This is a genomic window from Bradyrhizobium sp. 2S1, from assembly GCF_011516625.5.
GTDB lineage: Bacteria > Pseudomonadota > Alphaproteobacteria > Rhizobiales > Xanthobacteraceae > Bradyrhizobium > Bradyrhizobium septentrionale.
In genome coordinates this window covers 1,199,499-1,223,683 of sequence record NZ_CP147717.1, presented here as the reverse complement: position 1 = coordinate 1,223,683, position 24,185 = coordinate 1,199,499, and the positions used below count along the sequence as shown (strand labels likewise).

The following is a 24,185-nucleotide window of genomic DNA, read 5'->3' as shown; positions in this document are numbered from 1 at the left end:
GATCAAACTCGCTTCACGATGGCGCGACCGAACAGGCCTGCCGGTTTGACGACCAGGACGACAATGATCAGCGCAAGCGCGATCGGAAGTTTCAGCTCATTGCCGACGCCGGGGATGTAGGTGCCGACGAGGTTCTCGAAGATGCCGACCAGGAAGCCGCCCATCACGGCACCGAACGGGCTGGTCAGGCCGCCGAGCACGGCGGCGGCAAATCCGTAGATCAGCACGCCCAGCATCATGTTCGGCTCGAGGAACACCACCGGCGCGATCATCATGCCGGCGATTGAGCCGATCGCCGCGGCCATGCCCCAGCCCAGCGCGATCATCCACGAGGTGTTGATGCCGACCAGCCGCGCCGATTCCGGCACCGATGCGGCGGCACGCATCGCAAGACCCACCCGGGTGAAGCGGAAGAAGAAGAACAGCAGGAGCAGCATCAAGAGCGTAATGCCGATCATGCCGGCCTGGTGGGTCGAGATCAGCTGGCTGCCGAGGAACGGGGAAGAGCCGAACGGCGTCGGATACTGCTTGATGGTGAAGTCCCAGATAAGGCCGGCGACGCTGTTGATGATCGCATACAGCGCGATAAAACCGGCGACGTTGGTCAGGATCGGCGCCTTCGCCAGCGGCTTGAACAAGAGCCGCTCGATCGCAATGCCGGCGGCGAAGGAAAACGCGACGGTGAGCACGAAAGCGCCCCAATATGGCACGCCCCATTGCATCAGCTGCCAGGACACGAAGGTCGAGAACATCGCCATTTCGCCCTGGGCGAAATTCAGATGGTCGATGGCCTGGTAGATCATGACCACCGCGAGCGCCATGCAGGCATAGATCGCGCCGGTGGCGATGCCGGCCAGGACCTGGTTGGCAAAAAGCTCCATTGTGCCAGCTCCTCAGTAGCCGAGATAGGATTTGCGGACGTCTTCGTTGTTCGCGATGTCCTTGGCATTGCCCGACATCACGATCCGTCCAGTTTCGATCACATAGGCCTGGTCGGCGAGCTCGAGCGCGAGCTGCGCGTTCTGCTCGACCACCAGGATGGTCACCTTTTCCTCGCGATTGATCTTGCCGAGGATGCGGAACAGGTCGCGCACGATCAGCGGGGCGAGGCCGAATGACGGCTCGTCGAGCAGCATCAGCCGCGGCCGCAGCATCAGCGCGCGCGCCACCGCGAGCATCTGCTGCTCGCCGCCTGACAGCGTGCCGGCCTGCTGGGTGTAGCGCTGCTTCAGCACCGGGAAATGTTCGTACATCCGCTCGATGTCGGAGCCGATCGCCTGCTTGTCCGAGCGGCTGATGGCGCCGAGCTGCAGGTTTTCCTCCACCGTCATGTTGGTGAAGGTGCCGCGGCCCTGCGGCACATGGGCAATGCCGAGGCGGACCACGTTTTCAGTAGAACGGGTGCCGATCGGCTTGCCCTCGAACTCGATCGCGCCGGTCGATCGCACCATGTTGCAGATCGCGCGCAGCGTGGTGGTCTTGCCGGCGCCGTTGGCGCCGAGCAGCGTGGTCAACGAACCCTCGTTGAGCGAGAAACTGAGGCCGTGCAGGGCCTGGACCTGACCGTAATAGGCGCGCAGGTCCTTGACGTTGAGCATCGCTGTCATTGGTCCTTGCTCCCCAGATAGGCCTTGATGACATCAGGGTCGGCCTGGACCTGGGCCGGCGTGCCTTCGGCAAGCTTGCGGCCGAAATTGAGCGCGACGACGTGGTCGGCGATCGACATCACGAGACCCATGTGATGCTCGACCAGCAACACCGTAATTTTACGGTCGTCGCGGATTTTGCGGATCAGGTCGCCGAGCACGTAGACTTCCTCGTGATTGAGGCCGCCGGCCGGCTCGTCGAGCAGCAGGATCTTCGGATCCGCGGCCAAAGCGCGCGCCAGCTCGACCCGCTTCTGGGTGCCGAAGGGAAGCCCCGAGACCACGGTGTGGGCGACGTCCTCGAGATCGAGATAGCCGAGGATGTCGTGCACCTTCTTGTTCATGTCGTGCTCGCCGCGGCGGACCCAGGCGAGGCGCAGCGAGTCGCTGACGATGTCGCTCGAGGTGCGCGCATGCGCGCCGACGCGCACATTGTCGAGCACGGACAGGTTGGGGAACAGCGCGACGTTCTGGAAGGTGCGGCCGATGCCGATCTCGGCGATCCGGTGCGGCGGGCGCGACAAGATGCTCTTGCCTTCCATCAGGATGTCGCCGGACGACGGCTGGTAGAGCCGCGACAGGCAGTTGAACAGCGTCGTCTTGCCGGCGCCGTTCGGCCCGATCAGGCCGAGGATCTGTCCATGACGCATGTCGAACGACACGCCGTTCAACGCGATGATGCCGCCGAACACGACGCTGACGTCGCGAACCGCGAGCAGAGGATCATTCCCCTGCGCGAGCTGTGCCTGCGTCATCTCGTCTCGCCCGCCGTCTTCGAGCGGTGCGAGCGGCCCTGCGATGTGCTTCGCCGGACGTGATGGAGGCTATCTGATCCCCTCGGCCAAACGTGCAACTTTCCCTCCTACTCTGGTCTTTTTGCTTGTTTCTTTTTTGGATTGCGGCGCCATTCCACCGAGCGCCTGCTCGATGTTCCTTACCATCGCGACAAGGCGAGGTCCAATGTCGTTGAGCAATCGATCTTCCGTGAAGCGGAATGCCGGCGCGCCGCAATTGAAAGCATAGGGGCCGGTTCCGTCGTTCAATTTCAATGCAACGCCGGCCGCGGCGACATCATCCTGCCAGTCGCCGGTGGACAAGGTGAAACCGTGCTTCGCCACCGTCTCGCCGGAGCGCTCGATGCCGTCGCGGATCTTGGCCCAGCGGCTGCCATAGTGATCTCGCAGCTCGCGTAATAAAGCCGCACGCTCCTCGGGTGGCAATGCCCAAATATAGGCACGTCCCATCGCCGTGGTTGCGATCGGCACCCGCGAGCCGACGTCGAGTTGCACGCCGAGCGCCAGGCCGTTCCGGCTCTGGCCGAAATAGATCATGCTGTGACGGTCGCGGCCGCCGACGGCGACTGCGCCGCCGGTCGCGCGCATTACTTCTTCCCGATAAGGTTCGGACAAATGCCGAACGCCGAGATTGGCGAGCGCGGCGTAGCCGAGTGCCATCGCCGACGGCGCGAGCTGGTACTTCTCGAACTTCGGTACAGGTGTAAGGTATCCCAGCTTGGTCAGCGTGTAGGTCAGCCGGGAAATCGTCGGCTTCGGTAACTTGGTGCGGGCCGCAATCTCCTGATTGCCGAGCAGCCCGTCATTGGGTTGAAATGCACGCAGGACGTCCAGTCCGCGGGAAAGCGCGACGACGAAATTGCGATCGGTCGCTGTTTTCTTCCCGGCGCGCTTCATTCCCTGACCTTGTCATGCTCGTTGACAAGGCTCGTGCTTCAAAATAACCCTCCGTGTCAAGATGTGGAATTAAATTTCGCAGTGCGAAATTGGTCTAATCGTAGCGGCTCAACGCAAGTCGTGCAGCTACTCAACACAAGAAGCATCCAGGGAGAGTCCCGGTGAGTGAAGTCGTCAAGCTCGAACGTCATGACAACATTGCAGTCGTCACGGTTAACAGTCCGCCTGTGAACGCGCTGAGCGCGGCCGTGCGCGGCGGCATCTTCGATGGCATCAAGGCCGCGATCGACGATCCGCAGGTCCAGGGCATCGTGCTGACCTGCGCCGGCCGCACCTTCATCGCCGGCGCCGACATCACCGAATTCGGCAAGCCGCCGAAGCCGCCCGGGCTCGCCGAAGTGCTGAGCCTGATGGAAAGCTCGCCGAAGCCGATCGTTGCCGCGATCCATGGCACGGCGCTCGGCGGCGGTCTCGAGGTCGCGCTGGCCTGCCACTATCGCGTCGCCACCAAGGACGCCAAGCTCGGCCTGCCCGAGGTGAAGCTCGGCCTGCTGCCGGGCGCCGGCGGCACCCAGCGGCTGCCGCGCGCGGTCGGTCCCGAGCTCGCGGTCAAGATGATCGTCGGCGGCGATCCGATCAGCGCCGAGGTGGCGCTCAAGAACGGCCTGATCGAGGAGATCGTGGAAGGCCCGGCGTCCGGCGGTGAGGCATTTGCGCGCAAGCTGGTCGCCGAGAAGCGTCCGCTGCGCAAGCTGCGTGATGACGACAGCAAGCTCGCCGCGGCCAGGGCCGATCGTTCGATCTTCACCAATGCGGTCGCCGCGCTGACCAAGAAGGCGCGCGGCCTCGAGGCGCCGTTCGCTGCCGCCGACGCCGTCGGTGCCGCAATCGACCTGCCGTTCGATGAAGGCCTGAAGAAGGAGCGCGAGGGCTTCCTGAAGCTGATGGACGGCGACCAGTCCAAGGCGCAGCGTTATGCCTTCTTCGCCGAGCGTGAAGCCGCCAAGATTTCCGGTGTCCCCGAGGGCACCAAGGGCCGCAACGTGGCGCGCGTCGCCATCCTCGGCGCTGGCACCATGGGCGGCGGCATCGCGATGTCGTTCGCCAATGCCGGCATCCCGGTCACCCTGGTCGAGACCGGCGAGGAGCAGCTGAAGCGCGGCCTGGCCATCATGCAGAAGAACTATGAGGCGACCGCCGCGCGCGGTGGCATCCCGGCGGACGCGCCCGCCAAGCGCATGGCCCTGATCAACGGCGTCGTCGGTATCGAGAACGTCGGGGATGCTGACCTGGTTATCGAGGCGGTGTTCGAGACCATGGCGGTCAAGAAGGAAGTGTTCGGCAAGCTCGATCAGTACGCCAAGCCGGGCGCGGTGCTGGCCTCCAACACCTCCTATCTCAACATCGACGAGATCGCGCAGTCGACCAAGCGTCCGCAGGACGTGCTCGGCATGCACTTCTTCTCGCCGGCCAACGTCATGAAGCTGTGCGAGATCGTGCGCGCCGACAAGACCGCGCCGGACGCGCTGGTCACCGCCGTCTCGATCGCCCGCAAGATCGCCAAGGTGCCGGCCGTGGTCGGCGTCTGCGACGGCTTCGTCGGCAACCGCATGCTGGCGCAGCGCGGCAAGCAGTCCGAGAAGCTGCTGTTCGAAGGCGCGCTGCCGCAGCAGGTCGACGCCGTGGTAACGAAGTTCGGCATGCCGATGGGCCCGTTCGCGATGGGCGATCTCGCCGGTCTCGATATCGGCTGGCGCTCGCGCAAGGACCGCGGCATCAAGTCGGAGATCGCGGACGCGCTCTGCGAAGCCGGCCGTTTCGGCCAGAAGACCGGCAAGGGCTACTACAAGTACGAGCCGGGTTCGCGCGCGGCGCTGCCCGATCCGGAGGTCGAGAAGCTGATCGACGAGACGCTGTTGCGCCTCGGCCGCAAGAAGCGCGTCGTCAGCGACGACGAGATCCTCGAGCGCATGATGTACCCGATGATCAACGAAGGCGCGAAGATCCTTGCCGAAGGCATCGCGGCGCGGCCGTCCGACATCGACGTGGTCTGGCTCTATGGCTATGGCTGGCCGATCTATCGCGGCGGCCCGATGTTCTGGGCCGACACCGTCGGCCTGAAGCACATCGCCGATCGGCTGGCCTTCTACGCCAAGGAGACCAACGATCCATCGCTCGAGCCGGCGCCGCTGCTCAAGAAGCTCGCCGATGAGGGCAAGACCTTCGCCTCGCTCGCCGCGGCATCGAAGGCGGCGTGATCGTCTTCGACGACGCGAAGGCGGTGACAGGGTTCCCTCCCCCCTTGCGGGGGAGGGTTAGGGAGAGGGGGGGCGGCATCGGGACTGCCCGAGGGGTACCCCTTCCCCCAACCCCTCCCCGCAAGGGGGAGGGGAGCCCGTGCGCCGGTGCTCACCTTACGAAAGCGAAGACGTTCATGACCTATCCCGGCGAACAATATTATCCCAACGGCGTGCAGTGGAGCGACGAGATCGCGCGCGGCACGCTGCCGGACCTGCTCTCGAATGCGGCCGCGGAGTTCGGCGCGCGTCCGGTGCTGGAATTCCGGGAACGCCAGATCAGCTACGGCGAACTGGAAACCCTGGTCGAGACCGCCGCCGCCGCCTTCATGCGGGCCGGCTACGGCAAGGGCACGTCGGTCGCATTGTTTCTCGGCAACTCGCCGGATCATCCGATCAATTTCTTCGGCGCGCTGAAGGCCGGCGCCCGTGTCGTGCATCTGTCGCCGCTCGACGGCGAGATCGCGCTGTCGCACAAGCTGTCCGATTCAGGCGCGCGCGTGCTGGTCACCAGCAACCTCTCGGCGCTGCTGCCGACCGCGCTGAAATTCCTCGCCAAGGGTCTGCTCGACCGTCTGATCGTTTGCGAGGATGACAATTGGGGCAAGGTCGGTACGCCGCAGACTGCGTTGCCGGACAATGCCGCCATCGTGACGCACCGGCAATTCATCGACGGCGCGACCAAACCGGCGCAATGGCCTGCGGTCAACGTCGAGGACGTTGCGCTGCTGCAATATACCGGCGGCACCACGGGCCTGCCCAAGGGCGCCATGCTCAGCCACGGCAATCTCACCGCGGCGGTGTCAATCTACGACGTCTGGGGCAAGCCTGGGCGGCTCGAACGCAATGCGATCGAGCGCCTGATCTGCGTGCTGCCGCTGTTTCATATCTATGCGCTGACTGTCGTGCTGCTGTCGACGATCCGGCGCGGCCATCTGATCTCGCTGCACCAGCGCTTCGACGTCGAAGCCGTGATGCGCGACATCGAGGTCAAGCGCGCGACGGTGTTTCCCGGCGTGCCGACGATGTGGATCGCGATCGCCTCGCTTCCCGATCTCGACAAGCGCGATCTCTCCTCGCTGGTGGTCGCCGGCTCCGGCGGCGCGCCGCTGCCGGTCGAAGTCGCAAAAGTCTTCGAGCGCCGCGTCGGCATGAAGCTGAAGAGCGGCTGGGGCATGACCGAGACCTGCTCGCCCGGCACCGGCCATCCCAAGGAAGGGCCGGAGAAGCCGGGCTCGATCGGGCTGATGCTGCCCGGCATCGAGATGGACGTGGTGTCGCTGGAGGATTCCACCAGGGTGATGCCGGTCGGCGAGGTCGGCGAAATCCGCATCCGCGGCCCGAACGTCACCAAGGGCTACTGGAACCGGCCCGCGGAAACCGCCGAGGCCTTTGTCGGCGACCGCTTCCTCACCGGCGACATCGGCTACATGGACGCCGACGGCTATTTCTATCTGGTCGACCGCAAGAAGGACATGATCATCTCCGGCGGCTTCAACGTCTATCCGCAGATGATCGAGCAGGCGATCTACACCCATCCCGCCGTGCAGGAAGTGATCGTGATCGGCATCGTTGACGACTACCGCGGCGAGGCGGCAAAAGCCTTCATCAAGCTGCGCGATGGGCAGCCAGCGTTCTCCGTCGACGAGCTGCGCGCGTTCCTCACCGGCAAATTGGGCAAGCATGAACTGCCGGCTGCGGTCGAGTTTGTCGCCGAGCTGCCGCGTACCCCGGTTGGCAAGTTGTCGCGTCACGAATTGCGCCAGCAACAGCCGAAGACATCGCAACCTCAACAACAGACTGCATCAGGACCCCGCTCATGACGGACGCAGTCATCGCGCCTGTTCGAGGTGTTGTAGTTATTTCGTCGTCCCGGCCAAGCGAAGCGCGAGCCGGGACCCATATGCCGCGGCCCTCGCAAGAGGCACAAGCGGCGGCCAGCTTTGCCAGTTGCGATGGCCGGTGGTTATGGGTCCCTGCTTTCGCAGGGACGACAGCGAGAGAGTTAGAAGGGTAATTCAACTTTCAAAGGAGGATCCGATGGATCTCGCTTTCACCAAGGAAGAGATAGCGTTTCGCGAGGAGGTACGGGAGTTCTTCAAGAACAACGTGCCGCCGGAGACAAGGCGCAAACTGCAGGAAGGCCGCCATCTGTCGAAGGACGAGATGGTCACCTGGTGGCGCATCCTCAACAAGAAGGGCTGGGGCGTCACCCATTGGCCGAAGGAATATGGCGGCACCGGCTGGACCACCGTGCAGCACTACATCTTCAACGAGGAGCTGCAGTCCTATCCGGCGCCGCAGCCGCTCGCCTTCGGCGTCAGCATGGTCGGCCCGGTGATCTACACCTTCGGCAACGAGAAGCAAAAGAAGGAATACCTGCCGCGCATTGCCAGTGTCGATGACTGGTGGTGCCAGGGCTTTTCGGAGCCGGGCTCGGGTTCGGACCTCGCGTCGCTGAAGACCAAGGCCGAGCGCAAGGGCGACAAGTGGATCATCAACGGCCAGAAGACCTGGACCACGCTGGCCCAGCATGCCGACATGATCTTCTGCCTTTGCCGCACCGACAACAATGCGAAGAAGCAGATGGGCATCTCCTTCATCGTGTTCAGCATGAAGTCGAAGGGCGTCACCGTGCGCCCGATCCAGACCATCGACGGCGGCGTTGAGGTCAACGAAGTGTTCTTTGACGACGTCGAGGTGCCTTACGAGAACCTGATCGGCGAGGAGAACAAGGGCTGGGATTACGCAAAATTCCTGCTCGGCAATGAGCGCACCGGCATCGCCCGGGTCGGCGTATCGAAGGAGCGGCTGCGCCGCATCCGCGCGCTGGCCTCCAAGGTCGAGGCCGGCGGCCGCCCGGTGATCGAGGATCCGGCGTTCCGCGAAAAGCTCACCGCGTGCGAGATCGAGCTGAAGGCGCTCGAGCTCACCCAGCTCCGCGTCGTCGCCGATGAGGGCAAGCACGGCAAGGGCAAGCCCAATCCGGCGTCTTCGGTGCTCAAGATCAAGGGCTCGGAAATCCAGCAGACCACCACCGAGCTCCTGATGGAGATCATCGGTCCGTTCGCCGCGCCCTATGATGAGCACGGCGATGCCGGCTCGAACGAGAGCATGGATTGGACCGCGCAGATCGCGCCGAGCTACTTCAACAACCGCAAGGTTTCGATCTACGGCGGCTCCAACGAGATCCAGCGCAACATCATCAGCAAGGCGGTGCTGGGGCTGTAGTTTCCTCTCCCTCTCCCCGCGCTTGCGGGGAGAGGGTTGGGGTGAGGGGCTTCTCTCCGAGCGATGACTGTCGAGAGACCTGTACCCCTCACCCGAAATTCAAGCTGTGCTTGAATTTCGACCTCTCCCCGCAAGCGGGGCGAGGTGAAGAGGGCTCCGGTTTCGGTAACGGCTATTAGTTTAAGGGAACGAACATGGATTTTGATCTGTCCGAGGAGCAGCGGCTTCTCAAGGAAAGCGTCGACGGGCTCCTCAGCGATGCCTACGACTTCGATGCGCGCAAGAAGTACATGAAGGAGAAGGGCGGCTGGAGCAAAGCCCTCTGGGGCAAGCTCGCCGAGCAGGGCCTGCTCGGTCTGCCGTTCGCGGAGACCGACGGTGGCTTCGGCGCCGGCGCGGTCGAGACCATGATCGTGATGGAGGCGCTCGGCAAGGCGCTGGTGGTCGAGCCCTATCTCGCCACCGTCGTGGTCGGCGGCGGCTTCCTGCGCCATGGCGGCTCGGCCGAGCAGAAGGCCAAGTTCATCCCCGGCATCATCGACGGCAGCAAGACCTTCGGCTTCGCGCAGCTCGAGAAGAACTCGCGCTACGACCTCTTTGACGTCGTGGCGACGGCAAAGAAGAAGGGCGCCGGCTGGGTGATCGACGGCGAGAAGTTCGTCGTGCTCAACGGCGAGAACGCCGACACGCTGATCGTGACCGCCCGCACCAAGGGCGGCCGGCGCGACAAGACCGGCATCGGCGTGTTTCTGGTTCCGGCGGACGCCAACGGAGTCACCCGGAAGGGTTATCCCACCCAGGACGGCCTGCACGCGGCCGACATCACCTTCACCAATGTCGAGGTCGGTGCGGACGCTGTGATCGGCGATCCCGAGAACGGCCTGCCCCTGATCGAGCGCGTGGCGGACGAAACCCGCATTGCGCTGTGCGCGGAAGCCGTCGGTGCGATGGACGAGTCGCTGAAGGAGACCGTCGAGTACATCAAGACCCGCAAGCAGTTCGGCGTTGCGATCGGCTCGTTCCAGAGCCTGCAGCACCGCGCCGCCGACATGTTCGTGGCGCTGGAGCAGGCCCGCAGCATGTCGATGTTCGCGACCATGGCGGCGGACTTCGACGATGCCAAGGAGCGTTCGTCCGCGGTCGCGGCCGCCAAGGTGCAGGTCGGCAAATCCTTGAAGTTCGTCGGCCAGCAGTCGATCCAGCTCCATGGCGGCATCGGCATGACCATGGAGGCCAAGATCGGTCACTACTTCAAGCGGCTGACCATGATCGAGAACACGCTCGGTGACACCGACTACCACCTCCGTCGCGTCAGCGAGGGTGGCGGGCTGCTGGGTTGATCGCACGGCATCTACATCAAGATCGTCATGCCCGGCCTTGTGCCGGGCATCCACGTCTTGGCTGCAAACATAAGACGTGGATGGCCGGGACAAGCCCGGCCATGACGGAGCAAGAACAAACAGGGAGGCAACAACAATGAAAAACACCCCGTTCGATCTCAGCGGCCAGGTCGCGGTCGTCACCGGCTCGAGCCGCGGCATCGGCCGCTCTTCGGCGGAGCTGCTGGCAAAGCTCGGCGCCAAGGTCGTGATCTCCTCGCGCAAGGCGGATGCCTGCGAGGAAGTTGCCGACGGCATCAAGAAGGCGGGCGGCGATGCGCTCGTCATCCCCTGCAACATTTCACGCCGCAACGAGGTCGAGGCGCTGGTCTCGGGCACGATCAAGCACTACGGCAAGATCGACATCCTGGTCTGCAACGCCGCGGTGAACCCCTATTACGGCCCGCTGCTCGACATCACCGACGAGGCCTTCGACAAGATCATGGGCTCCAACGTCAAGAGCAACATCTGGCTGTCCGCGCTGGCGATCCCGCAGATGGCCGAACGCGGCAAGGGCTCGGTCGTGATCATCTCCTCGATCGGCGGCCTGCGCGGCTCGACCGTGATCGGCGCCTACGGCATCTCCAAGGCAGCGGATTTTGCGCTGTGCCGCAGCCTCGCCGGCGAATGGGGCCCGAAGGGCGTGCGGGTCAATTGCGTGGCGCCGGGCCTGGTGAAGACCGATTTCGCCCGCGCGCTGTGGGAGGACCCGGACAATCTGAAGCGCCGCACCGCATCGACGCCGCTCCGCCGCATCGGCGAGCCCGACGAGATCGCGGGCGCGGTGGCCTATCTTGCCTCCGACGCGTCGACCTTCATGACCGGCCAGACCATTGTGGTCGATGGCGGCGTGACGACGGCGGCGACGTAGCAGCAGACTGGCTTCACCTCTCCCGCTTGCGGGGGAGGTCGCATCGCATCGGAGATGCGATGCGGGTGGGGGCTCTCTCCACGGAATGAATCGTGGAGAGAGCCCCCACCCCGACCCTCCCCCGCAAGCGCAGGGCTGTCCGGGGAAATTCAACCATAGCAGAGTTCCATCTGGTTGAGGGCGTTCTGCATTTGCGGCGGCTAGGGTTGATTGGCGGAGGCTTGTCGATGCTGGCGAAGGCTCGCCGGGTGAACAGGAACTGGCTGACGAGTTCGGCGAGCCTGAGCGGCAGCATTTTGATGCAGTTGGTCCGCGCGGCAATGCGCAACAGTAGGTAGGCAATCATCGCAGCAAGCACTTGCAGGCGGATTGCATTGTCGTTGGTGCCGAGGAACTTGCGGATGTCGAGGTGCTGCTTGATCCAGCGGAACAGCAGTTCGATCTGCCACCGGCTCTTGTAGAGGGCGGCGATCTCGACGGCCGTTCGGGTCGTATCGTTGGTGAGAAGCGTGATCACGCCGCCGTTCTCCCGCCTGACCTTGATGCGCCGCAGCGGTATCGGCAAACGCGAGTCGCCCTTACTGGTGAGCTTCACCTCGTCGTCGACGATGATCCTGAAGCCGTCCCCCTTGCTGTTGCGGATGGTGCGATGCCTGACCGCGCGTAGCCGGATGCTCGTCTTCGGCCGGGTCACGAAGAAAGCCTTGCTATCATTGATCTTCTGCCACCAGTCGAAACGGCAATATCCCTTGTCGAACACGTAGGTTGTGCCGGCCTGGATCGGAGTCTGGCGACCGATCTCGATATCGTTGACGTTGGCAGCCGTCACCTCGACGCACTTCGGGATATCGCCCTTGGGATCGTAGACCACGTGCAGCTTCATGCCGCGGATGCGGCCGTTCCACACCGCCCAGGTGCAAACTTTGCCAAGCGGGATCGGACTGGCGTCGATCAGGCGCACCATCTCCTTGCCTTCGCCCCGCAACTGCCGGCTTGCCATCGCCGACAATCGTGCAAAGGTTTGCGCAAAAATGCTGGACGGGCGGCGGGTATTGGCATCCGACAGCGTCGAGCGGGACAACCTGCCGGTGCCCAGATGATAGTGATGCTGAGGATTGGCGTTGAAGCCGGTCACCACGGCGCGCAGGCTGTTGTTCCCGCTCAACTGCGCATAGATCAGCGCTACCAGGTGATCCCAGCTCTTGAACGACTTGTCGTAGGCATCCCCGTCCAGACGATCCACAGCCGTCTGAAACTGCCGCCGATTGATCGGTTCAAGCAGCCTACTAAAAATGCTATCGCGAAATCGCATGCTCGGCCTTCTGTGTCTCGACAACCAGAAAAGACCGATTTGCCTCGGTTTTGCCGAGCATGCACCGCGACACAGTGAATCATTCCCCGGACAGCCCTGCCGCAAGCGGGAGAGGGAGCGCAGCCCACCTGGGGCTTCTACCTTGCCCTCAAACCTGCTCCAGCGCCCGCACAAAATCCTCGATCAGATCGTCGGGATGCTCCAGGCCCGCCGAGAAGCGAATAAATCCTTCGCTGATGCCGAGCTCGGCGCGGGCTTCCGGCGCCAGGCGCTGATGCGTCGTGGTCGCGGGATGCGTGACGAGGCTCTTGGCGTCGCCGAGATTGTTGGAGATGCGCGAGATCTTCAGCGCATTGAGGCAGCGGAAAGCACCGGCCTTGCCGTCCTTCACCTCGAAGCCGACCAGCGTCGAACCGGCGCCCATCTGCTTCTTCACCGTCTCGGCCTGCGGATGATCGGCGCGGCCGGGATAAACCAGTCGCGTGACCTTCGGATGCTTGGCCAGCGCGTCGGCGATCTTCGCCGCGTTTTCGGTCTGGGCGCGGACCCGGACGGGAAGCGTCTCGAGACCCTTCAGCAGCACCCAGGCGTTGAACGGCGACAGCGACGGACCGGTCTGGCGCATGAAATTATGGATATGCTCGGCGATGAAGGCTTCCGACGACAGGATGATGCCGCCGAGGCAGCGGCCCTGGCCGTCGATATGCTTGGTCGCGGAATAGACCACGACGTCGGCGCCGAGCGACAGTGGGCTCTGCCAGATCGGCGTGGCAAACACATTGTCGACGATCAGCCGGGCGCCGCCGCTATGCGCGATCTCAGCGATTGCCGCGATATCGAGCACGTCGAGCGTCGGATTGGTCGGGCTCTCCAGGAAGAAGGTTTTCGTATTCGGCCGCAACGCGCGCTGCCACTGGTCGAGATCGAGGCCGTCAACCAGCGTCGTCTCGATGCCGTAGCGCGGCAGCAGGTCCTGCACGACATAGAGGCACGAGCCGAACAGCGCCTTCGACGCCACCACGTGGTCGCCGGCCTTCAGCGGCGCGAGGATCGCGGTGGTTACCGCGGCCATGCCGGTCGCGGTCGAGCGCGCGGCTTCGGCGCCCTCGAGCTCGATCATGCGGCGCTCGAACATCGCAATGGTCGGATTAGAATAGCGCGAATAGATGAAGCCGGGGTCCTGGCCCTTGAAGCGCGCCTCGCATTGCTCGGCGCTGTCGTAGACATAGCCCTGGGTGAGAAACAGCCCTTCCGACGTCTCCCCGAATTGCGAGCGCAGCGTGCCGCCATGGACGAGGCGGGTTTCGGGACGAAAGCGGGCGGTAGCGTTGGATTCAGACATGTGACCTCCGAGGTGGCCATTCCAAAGAAAATGGCCACAAAAAAACCGGCCTGGAGAAACCTCCACAAGCCGGGATCACACTGTCCCCGGCCTGTTTAGCGACTTATTTAACGTGGCTGCAAGCCGGCCGGCTCAAATCACCACGGGATAAGTGCAGCTGATATTCCCTCGCGCCCTTTCCGTCAAGACGGTCATCGGATAACCCGTAAAAGCCCATATTTTGGGGCTTGATGGCCGCTCAGAGGTTGATTTTGGGCCATCCCGAGGGACCGCGCCGTGTCGTTCACGCTGGAAGAAGAATCGAACGGAATTCTGCCCGACCGCATGATCGCGGAGATGGCGGAGGCCGGCCTCATTCTGCCCGCCTACGACTTTGTCGAGAGCCAGATCCAGCCGGCGAGCCTCGATCTCCGCCTCGGCGACATCGCCTTTCGGGTGCGGGCAAGCTTCCTGCCGGGGCCCGACGCCACCGTCGCCGAGCGGATCGACCAGCTGAAGCTGCACGAGATCGATCTCTCCGACGGGGCGGTGCTGGAGACCAATTGCGTCTACATCGTCCCGCTGCTGGAAAGCCTGGCGTTGCCGCCGGAGATCGTGGCCGCGGCCAACCCGAAGAGCTCGACTGGACGGCTCGACGTCTTCACCCGCGTGATCGCCGACGGCACCCGCCGCTTCGACATGATCGGCGCCGGCTATCACGGCCCGCTCTATGCCGAGATCAGCCCGAAGACGTTTCCCGTGCTGCTGCGCGAGGGCTCCCGCCTCAGCCAGGTCCGTTTCCGGATCGGCGAGGCGACCTTGACGGCCGACGAGCTCGACGCGCTGCACGCCGCTGAGCGGCTGGTCGACGCCGACAATGCCGATCTCACCCACGGCGTCGCGCTGTCGGTCGATCTCTCCGGCGAGAGCTCGGGTGGCTTTGTCGGCTATCGCGCCAAGCGCCACACCGGCGTCGTCGATGTCGATCGCCGCGGCGGCTATGCGGTCGACGACTTCTGGGAGCCGATCAAGGCGCGCTCCGACGGCAGCCTCATTCTCGATCCCGGCGAGTTCTACATCCTGGCTTCGAAAGAGGCCGTGCAGGTGCCGCCGGACTACGCCGCGGAGATGGTGCCGTTCGATCCGCTGGTCGGCGAATTCCGCGTCCACTATGCCGGCTTCTTCGATCCCGGTTTCGGCTATGCCGGCGCCGGCGGCAAGGGGGCGCGCGCCGTGCTCGAAGTGCGCTCACGCGAGGTGCCGTTCATTCTCGAGCATGGCCAGATCGTCGGCCGTCTCGTCTATGAACGCATGCTCGAGCGCCCCGATGCGCTCTACGGCCAGCGCATCGGCTCAAATTATCAGGCGCAGGGCCTGAAGCTCTCAAAGCATTTTCGCGTGTAATTCCGTAGCCCGGATGAAGCGCAGCGAAATCCGGGGCCGCTGTATCCGCGGATAGATCAACCCGGATTGCGCTTCGCTGCATCCGGGCTACGATTGCGCGCGCGAGGCTTGATCTCGCCAACAAGAACAGCGGGAGCGAACATGACCGGAGAGCGGGATGCGCGCGAAGCGCAGTGGCGAAAGTGGCGCAGCGTCGCTGATCTCTATCATGCCTTCTTCACCGGGCTGATCCTCACCGTGGTGACGCGGCGCGGCACGGCTGATGCTGCCGAATTCGTCTTCCGCGTGTTTCGCCGCCAGCAGCAGGAGCGCTTCCTGCCCGGCTTGAAGAAGCTCGGCCTCGATGGCCTGCCGCCCGCGGTCGCGGCCGCGCAATATCACTATCTCTCGAACTGGATCGGCGGCGTGCACGTCGAATACATGTACGAAAGCGATCGCAAGGCCTGGATTCGCTATCCGCCGCCGCGCTGGATCTGGAAGGGAACCGCGATCTGCGGCGTGCCCGGCGAGGTCTCGCGCGCGATGCTGCGCGGCTGGCACGCCAACAATGGCGCAGCCCTCGGCGATCTCCGGCTCGGCTTCGTCTGCACCAAGCAGAGCGTCGACGGCCAGGACGGGCTCGAAGGTTACTATTGCGAGTACGATCATCCGCTCGAGCTCGACCAGCGCCTCATCTTCGCGCGCCATCTCGAGGCGCCGTTGTTTGATCCGAACACTGCACCGGCGCTGCCGGTCGATAGTTGGCCAAAGCCGCGGCTGGAAAAGGCCTATCGCAACTACGCGATGGAATATGTGAAGACGGCCGCGCCCGTCATGGTGCAGGTGTTCGGCCCGGAGGATGCCAGCTATCTGCTGCACCTGACCGGCAGACTGATTGGCATGCAGTATTATGACGAGGTCGCGCAGGCGCTCGGCGCGGGCAGGGGCGGCGCCAGCGAGTTCGTCAGCTTCCTGCGTATTCTGTTCGAGTCGCAGGACGATCTGGCCGAGATCAGCGAGTCCGAGGGGCAGTTCGAAATCCACCAGCAGGGTTGGAAGCTGATGGCCGACGTGGCCGATTATCACCCGGCCTGCGCCAGCGTCCTGACAGGTCTGTTCGAGGGGCTGGCCGCCGGCTGCGGGCGGCATATTCCGGTGCATCTGAAGCCGAATGGCGCCGCCGGCGCGCCGCTGATCTGGTCTGTCGGCTAGCGTCAGGGTTCACCTGCAATCACGCAGGCCCCCCTTGCGTCCTGCGCACGTGGAATCCGCGTTCGCCATGGTAGGGAAACACCATGGCGCGGCTCCCAGATCGCGCGTGGGAGTGGAAATGTCCGACCTCGGCCTCGCCGAAATACCGGTCGACGAACATGAGCGGCCGCTGCCGCCGCCGGTGACCAGGCCGGCGCGTAACGCGCTGCTTGATGGGCCGATCCTGAAGACGTTGTTGTGGCTCGCCTGGCCGAACGTGATCGCGCTCTCCGCCGGCACCTGCGTCGTGATCGCTGAAACCTCCTATATCGGCCGGCTCGGCGTCGAGTCGCTTGCGGCGATGGCGCTGCTGTTTCCCTGCGTGATCCTGACCATGACGATGTCCGGCGGCGCGATGGGCGGCGGCGTCGCATCCGCGATCGCACGCGCGCTCGGCGCCGGCGAGGTCGAGCGCGCTTCCACGCTGGCCATGCATGCGCTGCTGATCGGCCTGGCCTTTGGCCTGACCTTCATGCTCGGCATGCTGATCTTCGGTCCGCGCCTGCTCGAACTGCTCGGCGGCCGCGGCAATGTGCTGGCGCAGGCGATCGCCTATTCGCAGATATTCTTCGGCGGCGCGATCCTGCCCTGGCTGATGAACACGATGGCCGGCATCCTGCGCGGCACCGGCAACATGAAGCTGCCGTCGACCATGATCCTGTCGTCGGCGGTGTGGCAGATCATTCTGGGCGGCACGCTCGGGCTCGGCCTCGGTCCGGTACCGCAATTCGGCATGCGCGGCGTCGCCGCGGGCTCGCTGATCGCCTATTCGATCAGCATCAGCGTGATGGGCTGGTATCTGTTTTCGGGCCGCGCCCGCGTGAGGCCGAAGCTCAAGGGGTTGCGCGTGCAATGGGCGATGTTCATCGACATCCTCAGGGTCGGCGCCGTCTCCTGCTTCTCGCCGCTGCAGTCGGTTTTGACGATCTCGATCTTCACTCACATGCTGGCGCAGTTCGGCACCGCGGTGCTCGCCGGCTACGGCATCGGCGCGCGGCTCGAATTCATGCTGACCTCGGTCGCGTTCGCGGTCGGCATCGCCTCGGTGCCGATGATCGGCATGGCCGTCGGCGCCGAGCGCGTCGCGCGTGCGCGGCGCATTGCCTGGACCGCGGGCGCGCTGTCGTTCCTGTCGGTCGGCGCGGTCGGCAGCTTCATCGCCGTCTTCCCCGACCTCTGGGTCAATCTCTTCACCAGCGATCCGCATGTGCGGGCGACCAGCCACCAATATCTCTCGACCGCGGCGCCGATGTACGCCTTCATCGGCCTCGCGATGTCGATGTATTTCTCCTCGCAGGGTGCCGCGAAGGTGCTCGGCCCGGTGCTGGCGCAGACCGCGCGGCTGATCTTCATCGGCACTGGCGGCTGGTGGCTGTCGACGCATGAGGCGAGTGCGCAAAACTTCTTCACACTCGCCGCCGCCTCGATGGGCGTGCTCGGCGTGCTCTCGTGCCTCAGCGTGATCCTGACGCGCTGGGGCAAGTCCACGCCGGTCGTCGAGGCGCAGCCGGCGCTGTCGTAGGAGCATTAGATCCGTCATCCTGAGGTGCGAGCGAAGCGAGCCTCGAAGGATCGACGGCCCCGATGTTTCGGCGTGCGCTCGCGGAGACAGCTGGGCCGTCGACCCTTCGAGACGAGGTCCATCTGCGCGTCCATATAGGGCGCGACCTCGTGCGGCAGTACGTCCGCGATCCACACCATCCGGCAGCGCCCGTCGCCCTCGGCAAACACCTGCGCCGAGGCGGAGTGCTGCTTCAGCCGTTCGCTCGTGATCGCATAGACCAGCCGCTGCCGTTTGTCGTCGCAATCGACCAGCGTTTCGTGCGCCACGGTGCCGTTGGCGAAGGTGACGGTGCGGACGTCGCCATTGAGTTGCGTGTCGGTCACGAAGCCCGGCGCGAGCCGCGTATGCAGCGCGCCGAAATCGCGCAGCGCGTCCCAGACGTGGTCGGCTGGCGCGTCGATCGGGATGTCCTTGTAGATGGAAGCCATGGTGTTGATCCTTTCAAGAGGGGACGTCATTGCGAGGAGTGAAGCGACGAAGCAATCTATGCTTCCTCACATGCGGCGCAGTGGATTGCTTCGCTCCGCTCGCAATGACGGCGGAGCTTGTGGCGCGCGCTTACGTGGACACCGCCTCGACATTGTTGCCGTCGGGGTCGAGCAGGAATGCCGCGTAATAGGTCGGGCTGTAATCCTTGCGATGGCCTGCCGCGCCATTGTCCTTGCCGCCGGCCTTCAGGCCTTCGGTGTGGAATGTCTTGATCGCGTCATGGCTCGGCGCACGGAATGCGATGTGCGCGCCGCCTTGGGCCGTGCCCTTGTGCAGATGCAGCCAGAGCGCGGGTTCGCCTTTTGGCCCGAAGCCCGCGCCGCTGTCGTCGCGCGAGCAGAGCACAAAGCCGAGCGGCGCCAGTACGGCGGTGTAGAAGTGAACACTGGCGTCGAGGTCGGCAACGCGCAATCCGATATGGTCGTACATGATAGAGTCTCCAGTCGTTGAGCGCGCCATGAGACGCGCGGACCGGATGAACCCTAGCTATTGCAGTGCAAGGCGTTCTTGGAAAATCTTGCGGTCGCCGCGGGAGGCCTGGCGGAATTTCAGCGGCGAGGCGCCGGCGGCGCGGTGGAAGCTGCGCACGAAATTGGAGAGATCGCCGAACCCGACATCATAGGCGATGTCGGTGATCGGGCTGTCGTCGTCCGCCAGCCGTCGTGCCGCATGGCGCAGCCGCGAGCGCACCAGATATTGATGCGGGGTGACGCCGAGCACGGCAGAAAACAGCCGCAGGAAATGGAACGTGCTGAGCCTGGCCTGCTCGGCGGCATCGTCGAGATCGATCTGATGGTGCGAATTGGCGTCGATCCACAGCACGGCCTCGACAGCGCGGCGGCGATCGCGCAAGCCGGCGGTGAGGGGCTTTGCCTTGCGGTCGGACACCAGCTCGACAAGCCGGCTGGCGAGGAGGTGACCGATCTCGTCGAGACCGACGTCGCTGTTGCCACCTGCCGCCGTTTGGGCGAGCTCTCCGATCACCATCAATTCGGGCAGCGGCGGCACCGAGCCGATCTGCCAGACCGCTGCGCGGTCGCCGATCGTCTCGACCAGCTCCGGGTCCAGGAAGAACGACAGGCATTCGTCGCCGACCACATGGTCGTGCGTGCAGGTGTATTCGTCGCCGGGATGGCCGACCAGGATCGAGCCCGCCACCAGCTCATGGAAGCGGTCGCGGCAATGGCAGCCGAAGCTGCCGCTGCGCACATAGGACACCGAATGGCAGGCGAACTGCTCGACGAACGGCTTGTCGCCCGGCTCCGCCGTGCAGCGAAACTCGTTCACCGTGATGCGATCGCGCTGCAACAGCGTGGTCCGGGTCATACCCCAGATTTAGGCTTGCGGACGCGGCCGTGCAACGGGCAGCAGGGTCTTGCTGGTGGTCGGTTGGGCGCCTTCGATCGAGAGCAGCCGCCGCTTGGAGATGCTGCCGCCGCTCGGCGAGATCCGGTCGGGATAGTTGCCTGCCTCGAGCACGCGGTGGCAGGGCACAATGATCATGAAGGGATTGCGGCCGAGCGACTGCGCCACCGAATAGACCGCGCCGGATGCGCGCAGGCCGCCCGCCACCTCGTCATAGGTCCGGGTCTCGCCGCGAGGAATGCTGCGGACCGTCTCGTAGACGCGCTCGTTGAAGGCCGGGATGCCGGCCATGTCGAGCGTAACGCCTGCGAGATCGCCATCGCCGCCGCGCAAGGTCGCTGCGATGCCCTCGATCGCGACCGCGATCTCTTCGGGAGGCCGCATCTCGCGTGCATCGGGATAGTGCTGGAACAGCCGCTTGCGGGTTTCGATTTCGCGGAGCTCGGGAAGCTGGACGCCGACCACGCCCAGCTCGCCCCATGCGATGCCGCACCGGCCGATTGCCGTGTCGAAAATGCTGTATCCACGCCCCGCCACGACGCCACCAACCCCCACCGACGCGATCTTAGCATCGCCGCCGTCCGGCGCAGCTGGAATCTTGACGTTTAGTTAAGCATGTCGCGGCCGGCTCTGTGTGACCCCGCCAAATCCCAGTCACCCATCTTAAAGGCTTTGCCCGCTATCTGGTCGCCAACATGCTGCTCCACGATACGATCGGCGGAACGATGACGAGCACGAGCGCCGATACCGCGCCCGACAGCAAAGGCATGGTCGGGAGAGCGACCGGGCGGTTTCACCCGCTGATCGCATTGCTGTTGCTGGCGCTGGTCGTGCGCCTTGCGGCCGCCGTCTGGCCCAACGTGATGTATCCCGACGAGATCTTTCAGTATCTCGAGCCGGCGTGGCGGATGCTCGGCCATGACGGCATTTTGACGTGGGAATGGCGTGAAGGCATTCGCGGCTGGTTGCTGCCGACATTGCTGGCCGGCCCGGTCGCGCTGGGTGACGCGATTGCGCCTGATGGCCCGGGCGCCTTTCTGGTGCCGCGTCTGGTCGCTGCATCTGCGTCGCTATCGATCGTGGTGAGCGCCTGGTTCTTTGGCGCACGGATCTCGCGAACCCATGCCGTCGTCGCGGGTTTCGCTGCCGCGATCTGGTTTGAATTGATCCTGCTTGCGCCACACACATTGGGCGAGCCGTTGGCGACGGCGCTGATCGTACCGGCGGCGCTGCTGGTGACCGATCGCCCGTCGCAGCTTCGTCTCGCGATCGGCGGCGCGTTGCTCGCCTTCGCCTTTGTCTGCCGCTTCCAGTATGCGCCGGCCATCGCCGTGCTTGCGCTCGGCGCCTGCTGGACACACTGGCGCAACCTGATTCCGCTGGTCGCCGGCGGGCTTGCCGCGCTGTTGCTCGCCGGCGCGATCGATCTTGCGCATGGTGCCGTGCCGTTCGCCTGGCTGATCGGCAATATCAAGGAAAACCTGCTGCACGATCGCGCGACCGAGTTCGGCGTGACGCCGCCTTCGGCCTATCTCATCAACTTCCTGATCGTGTGGTCGGTGGCGATCGTGTTGCCACTCGCCGCAATCTGGCGCGGCGCGCGGCACGCGCCGCTGCTGCTGGCCGTCGCGGTCGCAAACCTCGTCTTCCATAGCCTGATCGCACACAAGGAATACCGCTTCGTGTTCCTGTCGGTGGTGCTGTTCGTCATCGTCGCGGCGCTTGGGTCGGCCGATTGGGTGCAATGGCTGCGCACAAAAGGCGGATGGCGCCGCGGGGCGTTGCCGATCGTCATGGGCGGTTGGGCCTTGCTCTCGGTGGCGCTCGCCGGCGCCAGCGAAGGAATGCGCGACTATTGGACGCGCGGCGTCGGCGCCGCGCAGCTCGCCGCCGAACTCCGCAGCGATCCGCAGATGTGCGGTCTCGCGCTTTACAACGTTCGTTTCCAGCTGTTGCCGGGACGGGAACGATTGGTCGGCCCGGTGCCGCTCTATGCGCTTGCGCCCGCCGATCCGCTTGCCGAGTTGATCCTGCCGCCGCTGTTGCAGGCGACCAAGCCGGCCTTCAACCGCATCCTTGCGCGGCCCGAGGCCGCCGGCGATCTGCCGGTGGATTTTTCACGGCAAAGCTGTGCCCGAGTCGGCACCGCCGATGCCTGCATCTACGCACGCAGCGGCGCCTGCAATGCTGCTGCCGCCGCGTCCTTTGTCATCGATGACGTGCTCGTGAGGATGGGCCACTAGCGGCGGCGGGCTTGAATGCACGCTTGATCCTCCGCCTCCGCCCGGGCTATGGTCCGGCAGGTCGCGCCCGACAGGGGCGACCTCAAGCAATTGAGATCGCGGGCGTAGTTCAATGGTAGAACGGCAGCTTCCCAAGCTGCATACGAGGGTTCGATTCCCTTCGCCCGCTCCAATGTATTTCGCGGTGATAGCAGGAGACCTGATGTGAAGTTGCTTGGAGCGCTGCTGCTTGCGCTAAGCGCGCTTTGCATGACAAAGTCGGCGTCTGCACAAATGTATGACCCACGCTATCCGGTCTGCATGCATGCTTACGGTTCGTTGATCGGCGACCGAATGGACTGCATCTTCGCGTCGCTGGATCAGTGCCAGGCGGCCGCCATGGGGCTTCCGGCGACCTGTCTGATCAACCCTTATTACGCGCCAAGATCGGTGCGCCCTTACAGGTGAACGGTAACTTTTTCCGCGCGTATTCGCGAGCACCATTTGAGATCAATGCATGGAATGGTGGCACTACGCGCTCTTTGCGATCGTTCTGATCGGGTGCGCATTTGTGGTTCGCGGCCGTCGCGGCAAGAATTCGAAAGAGGACCAGGAACTGAACCGGCGGATTGACGAGCGCGTCGATCGCCTCGATCTCACTCGCCGCAATCGCGACAGGGATTCCTGACCGAGATTCGCAGAGCCAATCCGCAGGCAGGCTTCCCGCGATGATCCCGGGATAATACGGCGATCTGTTCACGCAACGTGCGCGTCTAACGAACTGTACTCAACCTGTTCTTCTCACAGCGCGCACTTATGTTTCCGTAGTTCTCCGCGTTTGAGAACGAAGTTCCGCCGGAACGATCTCGCCGGTTCCCGCATTGGCCATATAGAACCGGCCATCCTCCGGCGAGAACGGTCGGTTCAAGCCCGCGGCGGATCGTCCCCCTCTCAACCACCCCTGGAAGACGGCCGCCGCGGGTCCTGATCCCGCGGCAAGCTCAGCGCCAGCCCAAGGCGGGTGCGATCTGAGTCAAGATCGTCTCGATCACATGCGCGTTGTAGGCGACGCCGAGTTGATTGGGCTCGGTCAGAAGCAGGGTGTCGGCCTCGGCGATCGCCTCGTCCGTCTTGAGCTGCTCGAGCAGTCTGTCCGGCTCGGCAGCATAGCCGCGGCCGAAGATCGCGCGCGTCCGCTCGTCGATAAAGCCGATCTGGTCTTCCTCCTGCCCGTTCCCGAAATAGGCGCGATCGCGATCGTCGACCAGCGCGAAGATGCTGCGGCTCACCGAGACGCGCGGCTCGCGGGTGTGGCCGGCCTCCTTCCAGGCGGCGCGATAGGCCCGGATCTGGGCGGCCTGCTGGATGTGGAAGGCTTCGCCGGTCTCGTCGCTCTTCAGCGTCGAGCTCTGCAGGTTCATTCCGAGTTTCGCGGCCCAGACCGCGGTGGCGTTCGAGCCGGCGCCCCACCAGATGCGCTCGCGCAGGCCCTCCGAGAGCGGTTCGAGCCGCAGCAGGCCGGGAGGATTGGGAAACATCGGCCGCGGATTCGGCTGCGCAAATCCCTGTCCGCGCAGCATGTCGAGGAAGATCTCGGCGTGACGCCGGCCCATGTCGGCGTCGGTCTGGCCTTCGCCCGGCTGATAGCCGAAATAGCGCCAGCCATCGATCACCTGCTCGGGCGAGCCGCGGCTGATGCCGAGTTGCAGGCGTCCGCCGGCGATGAGATCGGCCGCGCCGGCGTCCTCGATCATGTAGAGCGGATTTTCGTAGCGCATATCGATCACGGCGGTGCCGATTTCGATCCGGCTGGTCTTCGCGCCGACCGCCGCCAGAAGCGGGAAGGGCGAGGCCAGCTGGCGGGCGAAGTGATGGACGCGAAAATACGCGCCGTCCGCGCCCAGCTCTTCGGCGGCGACCGCGAGGTCGATGGATTGCAACAGCACATCGGCGGCTGAGCGGGCCTGCGATTGCGGCGAGGGCGTCCAGTGCCCGAACGAGAGGAATCCGATTTTTTTCATATCGGCAATGTAGGCATGCCCGGCATAAATTGCGATCGGTGGCGTGATACGACGGTGATCGAAAGTATTTACCAACCGGGGAAAATTTCTGCAGCCGGGGCTTCGGGTTTGGATGATTGCCCATCGCGCGCGCGGCGCATGC

General features: G+C 64.4%; 20 protein-coding genes, 1 tRNA gene, 1 pseudogene and 1 riboswitch. Of the genes and pseudogenes, 11 read left to right on the top strand and 11 right to left on the bottom strand.

From position 1 onward, the window contains the following. Positions 1–2: 2 nt before the first annotated feature. The 4 genes from HAP54_RS05960 to HAP54_RS05945 all read right to left on the bottom strand — a co-directional run bounded on the left by HAP54_RS05960 (position 3) and on the right by HAP54_RS05945 (position 3,337). Entirely contained in the window at positions 3–881 is an 879-nt protein-coding gene (locus HAP54_RS05960) for a branched-chain amino acid ABC transporter permease (protein WP_029077898.1), read from the bottom strand. A gap of 12 nt (positions 882–893) precedes the next feature. Continuing rightward, positions 894–1,607, bottom strand: a complete 714-nt coding sequence (locus HAP54_RS05955) for an ABC transporter ATP-binding protein (protein WP_029077897.1) — start codon at positions 1,605–1,607, stop codon at positions 894–896. After that, positions 1,604–2,401 carry an ABC transporter ATP-binding protein gene (locus HAP54_RS05950; RefSeq protein WP_166299067.1) on the bottom strand — a complete coding sequence of 266 codons (798 nt, stop codon included), beginning with the start codon at positions 2,399–2,401 and terminating at the stop codon, positions 1,604–1,606. Before HAP54_RS05950 ends, HAP54_RS05955 begins: the two co-directional genes overlap by 4 nt. A gap of 69 nt (positions 2,402–2,470) precedes the next feature. Beyond that, positions 2,471–3,337, bottom strand: a complete 867-nt coding sequence (locus HAP54_RS05945) for an IclR family transcriptional regulator (RefSeq protein ID WP_166299066.1) — start codon at positions 3,335–3,337, stop codon at positions 2,471–2,473. A 161-nt stretch (positions 3,338–3,498) separates the two neighbouring features. Here HAP54_RS05945 and HAP54_RS05940 point away from each other — a divergent pair, with 161 nt between their 5' ends. The 5 genes from HAP54_RS05940 (at position 3,499) to HAP54_RS05920 (ending at position 11,115) form a co-directional block, all read left to right on the top strand. Beyond that, a complete protein-coding gene (locus HAP54_RS05940; RefSeq protein ID WP_166299065.1) occupies positions 3,499–5,595 on the top strand; it encodes a 3-hydroxyacyl-CoA dehydrogenase NAD-binding domain-containing protein in 2,097 nt (698 codons plus the stop codon). Positions 5,596–5,771: 176 nt separating this feature from the next. Beyond that, positions 5,772–7,457 carry a dicarboxylate--CoA ligase PimA gene (pimA, locus tag HAP54_RS05935; protein WP_166299064.1) on the top strand — a complete coding sequence of 562 codons (1,686 nt, stop codon included), beginning with the start codon at positions 5,772–5,774 and terminating at the stop codon, positions 7,455–7,457. A gap of 217 nt (positions 7,458–7,674) precedes the next feature. Then, positions 7,675–8,865: a pimeloyl-CoA dehydrogenase large subunit gene (gene pimC, locus HAP54_RS05930; RefSeq protein ID WP_166211358.1), complete on the top strand. Its 1,191-nt coding sequence runs from the start codon at positions 7,675–7,677 to the stop codon at positions 8,863–8,865. Positions 8,866–9,059: 194 nt separating this feature from the next. Further along, positions 9,060–10,205 (top strand): pimeloyl-CoA dehydrogenase small subunit, encoded by a 1,146-nt coding sequence (pimD, locus tag HAP54_RS05925; protein ID WP_166299063.1) that lies wholly within the window; start codon positions 9,060–9,062, stop codon positions 10,203–10,205. A 136-nt stretch (positions 10,206–10,341) separates the two neighbouring features. After that, positions 10,342–11,115, top strand: coding sequence for an SDR family NAD(P)-dependent oxidoreductase (locus tag HAP54_RS05920; RefSeq protein ID WP_166299062.1), 774 nt, complete (start codon positions 10,342–10,344; stop codon positions 11,113–11,115). 181 nt (positions 11,116–11,296) lie between these two features. On the opposite strand, the pseudogene HAP54_RS05915 reads toward HAP54_RS05920, so the two are convergent. Further along, positions 11,297–12,427: pseudogene (locus HAP54_RS05915) on the bottom strand (IS4 family transposase); the annotation flags it as partial. 148 nt (positions 12,428–12,575) lie between these two features. Next, on the bottom strand, positions 12,576–13,769 hold the full coding sequence (locus HAP54_RS05910) for an O-succinylhomoserine sulfhydrylase (RefSeq protein ID WP_166299061.1): 1,194 nt from the start codon (positions 13,767–13,769) through the stop codon (positions 12,576–12,578). Between the two features lie 74 nt (positions 13,770–13,843). Next, a riboswitch (SAM riboswitch) is annotated at positions 13,844–13,923 on the bottom strand. 122 nt (positions 13,924–14,045) lie between these two features. On the opposite strand from HAP54_RS05910, the gene HAP54_RS05905 reads away from it, so the two are divergent. The 3 genes from HAP54_RS05905 to HAP54_RS05895 all read left to right on the top strand — a co-directional run bounded on the left by HAP54_RS05905 (position 14,046) and on the right by HAP54_RS05895 (position 17,904). Next, complete coding sequence (locus tag HAP54_RS05905; RefSeq protein WP_166299060.1) at positions 14,046–15,152, top strand: 2'-deoxycytidine 5'-triphosphate deaminase; 1,107 nt, start codon at positions 14,046–14,048, stop codon at positions 15,150–15,152. 141 nt (positions 15,153–15,293) lie between these two features. After that, the gene (locus tag HAP54_RS05900; protein ID WP_166299059.1) at positions 15,294–16,343 is read left to right on the top strand and encodes a hypothetical protein; all 1,050 of its coding nucleotides are present in this window, start codon (positions 15,294–15,296) and stop codon (positions 16,341–16,343) included. 118 nt (positions 16,344–16,461) lie between these two features. Next, entirely contained in the window at positions 16,462–17,904 is a 1,443-nt protein-coding gene (locus HAP54_RS05895) for an MATE family efflux transporter (RefSeq protein WP_166299058.1), read from the top strand. A gap of 14 nt (positions 17,905–17,918) precedes the next feature. Here HAP54_RS05895 and HAP54_RS05890 read toward each other — a convergent pair whose 3' ends face one another. The 4 genes from HAP54_RS05890 to HAP54_RS05875 all read right to left on the bottom strand — a co-directional run bounded on the left by HAP54_RS05890 (position 17,919) and on the right by HAP54_RS05875 (position 20,337). Beyond that, positions 17,919–18,374, bottom strand: a complete 456-nt coding sequence (locus HAP54_RS05890) for an SRPBCC family protein (protein WP_224741368.1) — start codon at positions 18,372–18,374, stop codon at positions 17,919–17,921. Between the two features lie 130 nt (positions 18,375–18,504). Further along, positions 18,505–18,864 (bottom strand): VOC family protein, encoded by a 360-nt coding sequence (locus HAP54_RS05885; RefSeq protein WP_166299057.1) that lies wholly within the window; start codon positions 18,862–18,864, stop codon positions 18,505–18,507. Between the two features lie 57 nt (positions 18,865–18,921). Next, positions 18,922–19,761, bottom strand: a complete 840-nt coding sequence (locus tag HAP54_RS05880) for a helix-turn-helix transcriptional regulator (RefSeq protein ID WP_166299056.1) — start codon at positions 19,759–19,761, stop codon at positions 18,922–18,924. Between the two features lie 9 nt (positions 19,762–19,770). Beyond that, complete coding sequence (locus HAP54_RS05875) at positions 19,771–20,337, bottom strand: methylated-DNA--[protein]-cysteine S-methyltransferase (protein ID WP_166299055.1); 567 nt, start codon at positions 20,335–20,337, stop codon at positions 19,771–19,773. A 158-nt stretch (positions 20,338–20,495) separates the two neighbouring features. Here HAP54_RS05875 and HAP54_RS05870 point away from each other — a divergent pair, with 158 nt between their 5' ends. The 3 genes from HAP54_RS05870 to HAP54_RS05860 all read left to right on the top strand — a co-directional run bounded on the left by HAP54_RS05870 (position 20,496) and on the right by HAP54_RS05860 (position 22,490). Then, the gene (locus tag HAP54_RS05870; protein WP_166299054.1) at positions 20,496–22,043 is read left to right on the top strand and encodes a 4-amino-4-deoxy-L-arabinose transferase; all 1,548 of its coding nucleotides are present in this window, start codon (positions 20,496–20,498) and stop codon (positions 22,041–22,043) included. Positions 22,044–22,141: 98 nt separating this feature from the next. Beyond that, positions 22,142–22,215: transfer RNA gene (locus HAP54_RS05865), tRNA-Gly, on the top strand. Positions 22,216–22,247: 32 nt separating this feature from the next. Then, entirely contained in the window at positions 22,248–22,490 is a 243-nt protein-coding gene (locus HAP54_RS05860) for a DUF3551 domain-containing protein (protein ID WP_166299053.1), read from the top strand. Between the two features lie 533 nt (positions 22,491–23,023). Here the strand turns inward: HAP54_RS05860 and HAP54_RS05855 are convergent. Next, complete coding sequence (locus tag HAP54_RS05855; protein WP_166299052.1) at positions 23,024–24,043, bottom strand: LLM class flavin-dependent oxidoreductase; 1,020 nt, start codon at positions 24,041–24,043, stop codon at positions 23,024–23,026. Between the last annotated feature and the right edge of the window lie 142 nt (positions 24,044–24,185).